7 protein-coding genes are annotated in these 12,605 nt (G+C 41.3%); all 7 read right to left on the bottom strand.

Features of this window, described 5'->3' with window-relative positions; translation table 11 throughout:
* Nucleotides 1-28: 28 nt before the first annotated feature.
* Complete coding sequence (locus tag RZ78_RS00640) at nucleotides 29-523, bottom strand: shikimate kinase (protein WP_054607780.1); 495 nt, start codon at nucleotides 521-523, stop codon at nucleotides 29-31.
* 11 nt (nucleotides 524-534) lie between these two features.
* The gene (gene aroA / locus RZ78_RS00635) at nucleotides 535-1,824 is read right to left on the bottom strand and encodes a 3-phosphoshikimate 1-carboxyvinyltransferase (protein ID WP_054607779.1); all 1,290 of its coding nucleotides are present in this window, start codon (nucleotides 1,822-1,824) and stop codon (nucleotides 535-537) included.
* An 11-nt stretch (nucleotides 1,825-1,835) separates the two neighbouring features.
* Entirely contained in the window at nucleotides 1,836-3,002 is a 1,167-nt protein-coding gene (gene aroC / locus RZ78_RS00630) for a chorismate synthase (RefSeq protein ID WP_054607778.1), read from the bottom strand.
* A gap of 11 nt (nucleotides 3,003-3,013) precedes the next feature.
* Nucleotides 3,014-3,253, bottom strand: a complete 240-nt coding sequence (locus RZ78_RS00625; RefSeq protein ID WP_054607777.1) for a chorismate mutase — start codon at nucleotides 3,251-3,253, stop codon at nucleotides 3,014-3,016.
* A gap of 4 nt (nucleotides 3,254-3,257) precedes the next feature.
* On the bottom strand, nucleotides 3,258-4,460 hold the full coding sequence (locus RZ78_RS00620; protein WP_237756968.1) for an MFS transporter: 1,203 nt from the start codon (nucleotides 4,458-4,460) through the stop codon (nucleotides 3,258-3,260).
* A gap of 392 nt (nucleotides 4,461-4,852) precedes the next feature.
* Nucleotides 4,853-5,401, bottom strand: coding sequence for a hypothetical protein (locus tag RZ78_RS00615; protein WP_155451829.1), 549 nt, complete (start codon nucleotides 5,399-5,401; stop codon nucleotides 4,853-4,855).
* 145 nt (nucleotides 5,402-5,546) lie between these two features.
* On the bottom strand, nucleotides 5,547-12,605 hold a 7,059-nt coding region (locus RZ78_RS07485; RefSeq protein WP_054607775.1), incomplete at its 5' end, for a DUF1542 domain-containing protein.

Here is a 12,605-nt window from a genome sequence, read left to right as displayed (position 1 = left end):
AAAAGGCTGCTCGTTTGAGCAGTCTTTTTTATTTGCTTAGGATATTTAGTATTTCGTCTGCCACCTCTAAGGGTGTCTTGTCATCGGTAAAAATAGTGTGGTCGGATAGCTCGTTGTAGATGACGTCTCGTTCATGCTTCAACTCGATAATCCCATTTAACCCGTGCTTATCTACTAGTGGACGGCCCTCGTTTTCACTTAGCCGACGTTGGATGGTCTCGTCTTTGGCATCCAATAAAAAGACCGGCAAGTCCATGTTCTTGATGACATCAACGTTGTAGATTGGCGTACCTCCACCAGTCGCTAAGATGCCGTTTAGACTAACCGATTGTTTTAAAACCTTGGTCTCAACTTCTCGAAACTTTTCTTCACTATTGTCTTCGAAGAAGTCGCTAATCGATTGGCCAATGTGGTCGACAATCAGACTATCCAAGTCCATGAATTTCACGTTTAACTTCTCGGCTAATAACTGGGTGACGGTGGTCTTACCACTGCCCATGAATCCAATAATAATTGCGTCCATCCCGACACCTCCTAGTCTGATAAATTTTGTAAGTGGTCGAAGAATTGTGGGTAGGAAATGCTAATCGCATCTTCGCCATTCAATTGCACGTCAGTATCTAATAACAGTGCTGCCACCGCCAAAGTCATCCCGATTCGATGATCACCGTGACTGTCCAATGAGGAATCGACTACCTGCCAATCCTTGGCACCATCGATTGAAAAACCATCGGGTAGTTCTTCAATGTGAATGCCGATTTTGCTAAGTTCTTCTACCACCGTCTTGATGCGGTCAGTTTCTTTAAAACGCAGTTCCTCGGCACCGGTGATGGTGCTATGACCATTAGCTCTAGCAGCCAATAAGGCCACCAAGGGTAACTCATCAATCATCAATGGGATACTTTCTTCATTCACTTCGATTGGTTTTAAATCCGGTGTGTATGTCACTTCAATGTCGGCGGTTGGTTCACTGCCGTTGGTTTGATTAAGTAGTTTTATGTTAGCACCCATTTTGATTAATACGTCTAAAATCCCAGTTCTAGTGGGATTAATGCCGACGTTTTTCAACACAATGTGTGAGTTTGGTACCAATGTGGCGGCGACCAAGAAGAATGCGGCTGATGAGATATCGCCAGTAACATTGAGGTCCTGTGCGGTTAATTTAGGTTGGTGATGAACAGTAATTGCATTGCCGTGTCTTTCAATCACACTATCACCAAACTGATTCAGCATCGTTTCGGTGTGATCTCTGGTCACCTGTGGTTCGATAATGACACTGTCCTCATCGGCATTTAAAGCAGCCAGGATAATCGCACTTTTGACCTGCGCACTCGCAATTGGTAAGTCGTATTTCACCGCCTTGATATACCCAGGATTAATGGTCATTGGTAAGTGGCCGTCGGTAGTTTCAATTGAGGCACCCATCATTGATAACGGTTCACTCACGCGTTTCATCGGTCGTTTGGATAATGAGTCATCACCAATCAATTCTGTGGTGAACTTTTGGGCGGCCAATAGGCCTGATAGTAAACGGGTGGTGGTTCCGGAGTTCCCCATGTCTAACTTAGTTTGCGGTGCTTGTAATCCATTCAAACCGACGCCGTCTACAGTTAGTTCATCCCCAGCTAAATCAATTTTTACGCCCATTTCACGGAAGGCATTGATGGTGGAAATACAGTCGTCGGAAGCTAGGAAGTGATGAATGTGACTGGTGCCCTCACTGATGGAAGACAGGATGACACTGCGGTGAGAAATGCTTTTGTCACCTGGAACTGCTAGGTCGCCATGCAAACCAGTATTCAGATTTACTACTAATTTTTTCATCGCTTTTCCTCCTAGAATTCCTTAATTTCTTGTCTGTAATCCTTTAGTTGTCTGGTTAATCTTTCCATGTTGCTGCCGTCGAAAGTTTCGGTAATGATATTGGCAATTTCAATCGCAATTACACTTTCAATCACGATGGAAGCCGGAACAATCGCCGTTACGTCTGAACGTTCGATGTTGGCCTTGCTGACTTCCTTGCTGTTAACGTCGACACTCTTTAAAGGTTTGTATAGTGTTGGAATTGGCTTCATTGCGGCTTGGACAATAATTGGCATTCCGTTGGTCATTCCACCTTCGAACCCACCAAGATTGTCGGAGTCTCTAAACCAACCCTTTTCTTCGTTCCAGTCGATTGGATCCATTACCTGACTACCAAACTTGGTAGCCGCTGCGAATCCTTCACCGATTTCGACCCCCTTCATGGCATTCACACCCATTGCGGCGAACGCTAGACGGGCATCGAATTTTTGATTCCACCCAGTGTAGCTACCCAAACCAGCTGGGACGTTTTCGGCAACGACCTTGATAATTCCACCAAGGGTATCACCATCACGTTTGGTTTGATCAATCATGGCGTGGACTTCATCGACCTTGTCTTCATTTAAAACGCGTAGGTCATTGTTCTTAATCTTGTCTTCGATTTCAGCTACCGGTAGTAGATGGTCAACGTCGGCGTTAACTTGGCCAATTTGTTTGACGTAGCCCACAATGTTGATGCCTAATTGTTCTAGTAGTTGTTTGCAGATGGCACCGATAGCGACACGCATAGCGGTCTCTCTGGCGGATGAACGTTCCAAAACGTTTCTAAAATCGCGGTGGTTGTACTTCATCCCACCAACTAGGTCGGCATGACCAGGACGGGGACGAGTCACCTTTCTGACTGAGTTTTCCGCGGTTTCTTCTGCAGTTGGGTCCATGATTTCGTTCCAGTGCTTGTGGTCTCTGTTCATCACGGTTAATGAAATTGGTGAACCCAAGGTAATCTTGTGGCGAACCCCACCGGTAATTTGAACAACATCGTGTTCTATGGCCTGGCGGTTACCACGACCGTAACCACCTTGGCGTTTGGCTAGTTGATCGTTAATCGCGTCGATATCTAGTTTTAATCCTGCTGGAACACCTTCTAAGATTCCAGTTAATTGCGGTCCGTGTGATTCTCCTGCTGTGATAAAGTTCATAGTTGATTCTCCTATTCGATATTTTTAGCTTGTTGCATGATTTCTTCAAAGACGATTTTGATTTCTTCGCCGTACTTTGTTGCGGTGGATTCAATCCCCGCTAGAACCTCTTGTTCTCTTTTTTCGTCTAAGATTGGGAGATTGTTTGCACGCTTAATCTCGCCAACCTTCTTACATAGTTCAAAGCGTTGTTCTAACAACTTGATAATCTCGTTATCAATGTCGGTAATTTGTTTTCTGATTTCTTGCATGGCCCTACTCCTTGTTGGATTTCATAATTATCATTACTAAAATCACGAAGACTGAGCTGATTAGTGAGATTAGGATGCTGAAGTTGAATGCTAAACCAATGCCCTTGGTTGATAGGAAACCAGTTACCAATGGGACGGTTAGTGAAGCGATACTACCGAAGAAGTAGAAGATTCCGGTGATGGCGCCTCTGTGCTTAGGGAATAGTTTCATGAAGATTGTTAGACCAGTTTGCATTACCCCTCCAGCTGCTGAGAAGCCAAATACTAGACTGGCCGCTTCAACGACTAGCGTTGTTGTTGCTAGGTTAATCACGACAAGTGCTAATAAAGCGGTCAAGTTCAAGATAACGACTAGTAGTTCTTCACATGATTTTTGTTTCAAAATAAATGAAATTACTAACACCCCGGTAATTGATCCGATACTGTACAAGGAAAGTAGGAAGTGTGAGGTAATCGCACTTAGGTGAAGCACTTTTAGGCCGTACAAAGTAATCCATTGGGTGAAGATAAGCATTAAAGCCATTGAAGTGTATCCGTATACCAGTAATCCGATAGTGGCAAAAATCTTCTTTACCTTGCTGATAGATGAACTAATCATTTCCATGCTGTCGTTAATTTGTTGAATGTCTGGGAACTTGATACTTAGGATGTTGACTAAGTTCAAAATCAAGATGGTCGCAGGAAGAATGAATGAAATTCCAAACCATAAATGTCTGCTATCTAGGAAAAAGACTAGTAGTGGTAGGATGAAATCCCCCGCTGACATGAAGGCCTTGATTAACACTGTCGACTTACCTGAACCATTGTTAATTTCAACCAAAGTGGTGTAGGTTCCAGCATCCAATGCTGAGTTCCCAACACCTGCCAAGATTGCTAATATGTACGCGAATACAATGTTGCTAGCAAATGGCATCGCAGATAGGAAGATGATGTATAAAATCATGCCAATTAATACGAATGTCTTTCTGTTTAGTCGATCGGATAGGATTCCTGTGATTGGGTATGCAATCAGACGGCCAATTCCGATACCGGAAATTACGTATGACACGACTGCGATGGAAGTTGACCAGCTATGTGCCAGTGACAACATGTTTTGCATCAAGATTACCAATACCATGCCATGCACGAAGTAATTGATGAATAACGCTAAAGATAATCTCTTCTTACTTGTAATATGAATATTGTGATCCTCATTAATCATTTCCATTTTTAATTCCCCCTGAAGTAAAAAAACGCCGACTAGACAAAATCTAGTCGACGTTTTCTAAAAGAATATAATTTATGGTTATACCTTCGACTAGATTTTTTAGTTAATCATCTAATCGAACGGTTAGTATTCGGGCGAACTCCCACTTAACAGCAACTCGATTAGACTTTACAGGTATCTAATCGAATTTGTTATAGCAACTTCGTTAGATACAAGCATCATGTGCTTGCATCCAACAAATCAAATGCAAGCACTACATAAAGTACCAATAGTTGCTATAATAACTGGCTGCTAAGTTCTTCATAAATTACATCCTCCTTCGGTTTTAAATTAAAATATCATTAAATTATCATTAGAGAAAGCATAATTCTAAACGCAATAATTGTCAACGTTTATTTGCCAATTATTTTATACAGACACCAAATCATGGTAGGAGAAAAACGTTTAATCACTTCAAACTGACTACCGTCAATCCCTTGATTCGTCGAGCTTTCAAACCATTCCTCACTGACAATCGCATAGGCATAATCACCGCGTAAAAAATTTTTCAGTGCTTCTGGTTTACTGGAAACGTAGTCATGGATTAAATCGACGTCAAAATCATGTAAGAACGCTGATGTAGCAGGGTGTAAAACGACTTTTTGATTATCTTGGTGTAGATTATGCACCAAAATCATCGGCATGGTCGGTAGGAAAAAAGTATCGATAATCTTTAGTTGATCGACGTATTTGTAGTTATTATCGACCCAGTTATCATTACTTTGCGCACTGCGGAAAGCCACTGGTACCAACATATATTGCCCTTTTAGTTTTGCTAGGTCACTATAAATATCATCAAAACTAGCGTGTAGTCTGATATCCACTTCTTGTCTTTCTGCAAGATACTGGGCGGCTTGATAGCTATCGGTCTGCTTAGGGCCCAATGTATTGATAATCTTCATCGTCATCACTCAATTTCTCTAATCGTTTTCTAATAATTAATTATACTAAGTGGATTTTCCTAGTTTGTCAAAATAAATATAAAAAACGACCCACCAATTACTGGCGAGTCGTTTTTTCGTTTGCCTAAATCATTTTAAGCAAATGTTATTTAATTTTTTGAACTAAGTTCTTGTTAGCACTGATGTAACTACCATTAGTTAATTGCAATCTGTAAGTAGTACCAATCTTATTCACTGCTTTAACGTTCAAAACAGTTCCGCGTTTGTATGACTTAACAGACTTAGTTAACTTAACGTTCTTGTAGGCACGGATTCTAGAACCGATTACGCGAACCGAACGTACCTTGCTGCTGTAGTACAAAGGTTTTACGTATGAAGGCTTAGTGGTGATGTAACCCCACTTCTTGTGATCTACTCTAAATAGTCCCTTCTTGTTACGAACGATTTGGTATACCTTGTATCTCTTTAGTCCATTCTTGTTGGTAGTTTCGCCAACAATTCTGAACATCACAGCGTTTGGACGAGCTTGCTTCTTGTAACCTTGGATTCTGTTCTTGTGACTGAAGTTAACACTTGAGTATCTGTAGAATCCTTTAACCATGTAGACGTTACGTGGTGTTGTTTGCTTACGAACCAAGTTCTTGTTAGCGGTAATGTAGTGACCGTTAGTTAATTGTAATCTGTATGTGCTACCGTACTTCTTGACTGCCTTGACCTTCAAAACAGTACCGTGCTTGTAGCCCTTCACAGCCTTACTTAACTTAACGTTCTTGTATTCACGGATTCCCTTACCAATAACCTTGATTTGTTGAACGTTGCTACGGTAGTACAAAGGTCTCATGTAAGAAGGTTTAGCGGTGATGTAACCCCACTTCTTACGGTCCACTTTGAATGAGCCGTTCTTCTTAACAACGATTTGGTATACCTTGTATCTCTTTACACCGTTCTTGTTGGTAGTTTCACCGATGATTCTAAACATTACAGCGTTTGGACGGGATGTAGCCTTGTAACCTTGAACACGGTTCTTCTTAGTGAAGGTAGTGCTTAGGTATCTGTAGAAGTTCTTAACCATGTAAACATTACGTGGAATAGTTTGTTCAGGACCACTTCCGTTGTTTTGTTTCTTAACATGTTGAATATCCAAGATGTGTAATTGTGGCAAAATCCTAGCTTTAATGGTATCTGCATTTCTTGATGAATCAATTTCTGCTTCAGCATTGACCTTGGCACGTTCAAGATTCTTCTTTTGACGTGCCTTTTCAGCACTGCTCAATGTTTTATCAGCATCAATTGCCGCTCTAACCTTGTTGGCCTCTTCTTCAATTCTTGCCTTTGCAGCTGATCTTTGAGCATCCAATGATTGACCGGCAACATGATCTGCATCAATCTTTGCGTTGGTGTCGCTGATGATTTGGTTAATGCTATCAGCATTAGTTGCATTATCAATAGCTTGTTCACTGGCTGCTTTATCAGCGTCAACTTTGGCCATTTGAGTATCCTTTTCAGATTGAGTCAATGTGGCATCGTTTGCGATGTCATTCTTAACCTTAGCGGCCTTGGCATCTAGGTCAGCCTTAGCGGCACTCTTTTGGTCATCAACTGGTTTGCCTGGAACATAGTCAGAAGCAATCTTAGTATTACCATTGCTGATAGCTTGGTTAATGCTGTCAGCGTCTGGTGCGTTGTCGATGGCTTGTTCAGCGGCAGCTTTATCAGCATCTACTTGAGCCATTTGAGCATCCTTTTCTGCTTGGGTTAGAGTGGCATCATTTGCGATGTCATTCTTGATCTTGGCAGCTTGGGCATCTAATTGAGCCTTGGCGTTGCTCTTTTGGTCTGGTAGTGAAGTCTTGCCTGGAACGTAATCGGCATCCATCTTGGCATTGCTATCACTGACTGCTTGGTTAATACCATCAGCATCTAAAGCATCTTCGATAGCCTTTTCTCCAGCGGCCTTATCAGCATCTACTTGAGCCATTTGGGTATCCTTTTCTGCCTTAGTTAATGTGGCGTCATTTAAGATATCGTTCTTAACCTTAGTAGCTTCTCCTTCAAGTTTAGCCTTGGCATTAGTCTTTTGATCACTCAATGAAACCTTACCTGGTACATATTGAGCATCAATTTCTTCAACACCTTGAGCAGTCATTGCATTGATGTTGTCAGCATTAGTTTGAGCATCAACATTGTCTTGGGCTGCCTTGTTCTTGGCATCCACATTAGCCTTTTGTTGTGCTTTTTCAGCACTAGTCAATGTCTTGTCAGCATCAATGGTTGCCTTGGTCTTGTCAGCTTCAGCATCTAGTTGCTTCTTAGCTGCGTCCTTTTGGTCAGTTAGTGACTTACCTGGAACGTGATCAGAAACGATAGAGTTATTGCTATCAACCAATGCTTGGTTAATTGTATCCGCGTTCTTGGCATCATCAATTGCCTTTTCTCCAGCAGTCTTGTCAGCTTCAACCTTAGCGATTTGTGCTTCCTTTTCTGCTTGGGTCAATGTGGCGTCATTTGTGATGTCTTGCTTAATCTTAGTAGCTTGGTCTTCCAATTGTTTCTTAGCAACAGATTTTTGACTATCTACTGGTGTGCCTGGTACGTGTTCCTTATCAACTTGAGCGTTAGTATCACTAACTGCTTTGTTGATGTTATCAGCTTCTGTGGCATTGTCGATAGCTTCTTTTCCGGCTTTGACATCGGCATCAACCTTAGCCTTTTGAACGTCTTTTTCATCACTGGTTAAGGAGTTATCTGCGTCGATATCACTCTTAACCTTGGTTGCTTCAGCATCTAGTTGAGCTTTGGCGTTGTCCTTTTGAGTATCTACTGAAGTTCCTGATTGATGATCGTTAGAAATATTGTTGTTTCCATCAGCAATTGCCTTGTTAATGGAATCAGCATCTGTGGCATCATCAACCGCTTTTTCAGCAGCAGTCTTGTCTGCATCTACCTTAGCAACTTGGGCATCCCTTTGTGCTTGAGTTAATGTGGCATCGTTTTGGATGTCTTGTTTAGTCTTAGCAGCTTGTGCTTCTAATTGTTGCTTAGCGGCAGACTTTTGATCATCTACTGATGTGCCTGGTTTATGATCAGCATTAATCTTACCGTTACCATCACTAACTGCTTTGTTAATGCTATCTGCATCTTTGGCGTTATCAACTGCATTTGAAGCTTCATTCATATCTGAAGTTGCTTGAGCTTTTTGAGCATTCTTTTGGTCGGTAGTTAATGTGTCATCATCGAAGATTTGTTTAATTAAATCATCTAATTTTTGAGATAGTTGTTTCTTAGCAGCAGATTTTTGATCTGACAATGGTGTTCCTGGTGCATAGTTGTTATCAACATTTCCAATCATTCTGTCAGATAAATCATTGATATCGTCTGCATTAGTTGCTGCATCAATGTTCTTCTTAGTATCTTCTGCTTCACTATCAACCTTGTTCTTTTGTGCTTCTTTTTCTGCACTGGTTAAGGTGTTATCAGAATCGATTTTATCTTTTGTACTTTTAGCTGCAGCATCAACCGCATTTTTGGCGTCAGATTTTTGCTTATCTAATGATGTCCCTGATTGATGGTCATTAGAAATTTTATCGTTTCCATTGCTAATTGCCTTATTAATATCGTCTGCATTTGTAGCAGCAGATACAGCTTTTTCAGCAGCAGTCTTGTCTGCATCTACCTTATCTGTTTGTTCCTTCTTTTGGTCAGAAGTTAATGTTACATCATTTTGAATATCATTCTTAATCTTAGCTGCTTGATCATCTAATTGCTTCTTAGCAGCATCTTGTTGATCCTTAACTGATGTACCTGATTTATGTTGACCATCAATATTAGTATTACCATCTTTGATTGCACCGTTAATTTCATCTGCATTTGAAGCATCATCAATCTTAGCTTGGGCAGCTTTGTTAGCATCATCAACATTCTTCTTTTGTTGTGCTTTTTCGGCACCGGTCAAAGTGTCATCAGCGTCAATAGCTGCCTTAACCTTATCGGCTTCAGCATCCATTTGTGACTTAGCATCATTCTTTTGGTCAGCCACAGACTTACCTGAATGGTGTTCACCATCAATCTTTTGGTTGGTACTGTCTACGGCTTGTTTGATACCTTCTGCGTTGGAAGCAGCGTCAATAGCCTTCTTACCAGCGTTAACATCAGCATCAATGGCTGCCTTTTGAGCATCCTTTTCGGCTTGACTTAAGGTGTTGTCAGCATCAATAGCTGCCTTAACCTTGTTCGCTTCTGTATCTAGGTCATTCTTCTTAGCTGTCTTTTGATCAGCTACTGCTTGGCCTGAAGTGTGGTCAACATTGATTTTACCTGTAGTGTCACTGATTAACTTGTTGATGTCATCGGCATTAATTGCGCCATCAATGGCCTTTTCGCCAGCGTCTCTATCAGCGTCAACCTTTGCGCTTTGGGCGTCTTTTTCAGCTTGAGTTAATGTTGTATCGTTTGCGATGTCTTGTTTAATCTTAGCTGCTTGGTCATCCAATTGCTTCTTAGCAGCAGCCTTTTGATCATCAACTGATTCACCTGGTACATGGTCACCATTGATTTTATCGTTACCAGCATCAGTGGCTTTCTTGACACCTTCAGCATCTAAGGCAGCGTCGATTGCCTTTTCAGCAGCTTCCTTATCAGCTTCTACCTTAGCAGTTTGAGCATCCTTTTCAGCTTGAGTCAATGTGTTATCGTTTGCGATATCTTGTTTAACTTTGGCTGCTTGGTCGTCCAATGTCTTCTTATTACTTGCCTTTTGGTCATCTACCGATGCATGTAAAACGTGGTCGGCAGCAATCTTATCTTTGTTGTCTTTAATCAAGCTGTTAATGCTATCAGCATCAGCTGCGTTGTCGATTGCTTGTTTGCCGGCATTTGTATCTGCATCAACCTTGGCGCTTTGAGCATCCTTATCAGCTTGAGTCAATGTCACATCATTTGCGATGTCTTGTTTAATCTTAGCTGCTTGAGCATCCAATTGTGACTTGGCAGCTGCCTTTTGGTCGGCTAAACTCTCACCTGATTGGTGTACATCATCAATGTCGGACACACTTTGAGTGATTTGGTTATGGATGTCATCCACATTTGTTAAACCATCAATCTTAGCTTGTTCAGCAGAGCTTACACTATCAACCTTGTTCTTTTGATCAGCCTTTTCATCACTAGTTAAAGTTGGGTCTGCATCGATTGCCGCTTTAACCTTGTCAGCTTCAGCTTGAATAGCTGCCTTAGCGTCAGCTTTTTGATCAGCAATTGGCTTACCTGGTTGGTGATCTTTTTCAATAGTTCCATTCCAATCGCTAATTGCTTGGTTAACACCATCGGCATCTTTAGCATTGTCAATTGCTGATTCAGCTGATTGTCTATCAGCATCAACCTTGGCCATTTGGGCATCTTTTTGACTTTGGGTTAATGTGGCATCGTTTGCGATGTCTTGCTTAATCTTGGCAGCTTGGGCATCTAATTGAGCTTTTGCATTAGCCTTTTGGTCAGGTAATGAAGTCTTTCCTGGAACATATTGAGCATCAATATCTTTGATACCTTGGTCGTATGCAGCCTTAATACCATCAGCATTAGTTGCAGCATTAATCTTAGCTTCAGCAGCTGCCTTTACGCTTTCCACATTACTCTTTTGTTGGTCTTTTTCTTTACCAGTTAATGAAACGTCAGCATCGATTTGGTTCTTAACCTTGGTTGCTTCAGCATCCAAGTTAGTGTTGTTAGAATCCTTTTGATTATCAACTGAGCTTCCTGGTTGATGGTCTTTAGCGATTTGACCACTGTTATCACTTAGTGCCTTGTTGATGCTATCAGCATCAGTAGCGTTTTGGATTGCTTGTTTACCAGCGGCTGCGTCGGCGTCTACCTTGGCAGTTTGAGCATCCTTTTGCGCTTGAGTTAATGTTGCATCGTTTGCGATGTCTTGTTTAACCTTAGCTGCTTTTTCATCTAATTGGTTTAAAGCATCTGATCTTTGACTGTCTACTGGTGCCTTGGAAGTGTGATCAGCATCAATGTTGCTTGTTCCATCACTGATTGCTTTATTAACACTGTCGGCATCACTTGCATTATCAATTGCCTTTGATGCGGCATCTGCGTCGGCATTTACCTTAGCAGTTTGAGCATCTTTTTGCGCTTGAGTTAATGTTGCATCGTTTGCGATGTCTTGCTTAATCTTGTTTGCTTCATTAGTAATTTGTGACTTAGCGGTAGATTTTTGCGTATCTAATGGTGTACCTGATACGTGTTTGCCATCAACGTCTGTTATACCTTGCTTCTTTGCTGTATTGATATCGTCGGCATTTGTTAAACGGTCAATATTACTTTGGGCCGCGGCAAAAGCTGAATCTACAGCACTATTTTGATTATCTTTTTCTTCACTAGTCAAACTGGAATCGGCAGCAATAGCAGCTTTTACCTTGTTGGCCTCAGCTTGAATAGCTTGTTTTGCAGATGCCTTTTGATTATCAATTGCCTGGCCAGGTTGATGGTCTTCTGCCATATTTGAATTACCATCATCCAATGCTTTATTAATGCCATCAGCATCAGCAGCATTATCAATTGCTTGCTCAGCAGCAACTTTATGAGCTGCTAACTGATTCATTTGGTCATTCTTTTGATTTTGCGTTAATGTTGCATCATTTTCGATATCACTCTTAATCTTGGCTGCTTGCGCATCTAATTGACTCTTAGCATTAGCCTTTTGGTCCGCTAGAGATGTCTTACCAGGAATGTATTGATTATCAATATCTTGGATGCCTTTGTGCCATGCAGTATTAATATCATCAGCATTGGTTGCCATATCAATAGCAGTTTGATCAATTGATTTAGTGCTGTAAACATTGGCCTTTTGCTTTGCTTTTTCATCACTAGTCAAAGTATTGTCAGCATCAATTTTTTGTTTGACCTTGGTTGCTTCAGCATCCAGTTGGGCTTTTGCATTGGATTTTTGATCGGCTACTGATGTCTTACCTGCAACGTATTGAGCATCGATGTCTTTGATACCTTGTTGAGATGCCGTTTTGATATCATCAGCATTGGTGGCCTCGTCAATCTTACCTTGATAAGTTGACTTTTCACTATCTACATTAGATTTTTGAGTTGCTTTTTCTGAGCTAGTTAAACTATTGTCAGCATCAATTTCTTGTTTGACCTTGGTTGCTTCAGCATCCAATTGGGACTTCGCATTAGATTTTTGGTCAGATAG

The organism is Apilactobacillus kunkeei (genome assembly GCF_001308195.1).
In the GTDB taxonomy this organism is placed as follows: Bacteria; Bacillota; Bacilli; order Lactobacillales; family Lactobacillaceae; genus Apilactobacillus; species Apilactobacillus kunkeei_C.
The sequence above is the reverse complement of the archived record's forward strand: the minus strand, read 5'-3'. Positions and strand labels throughout refer to the sequence as shown.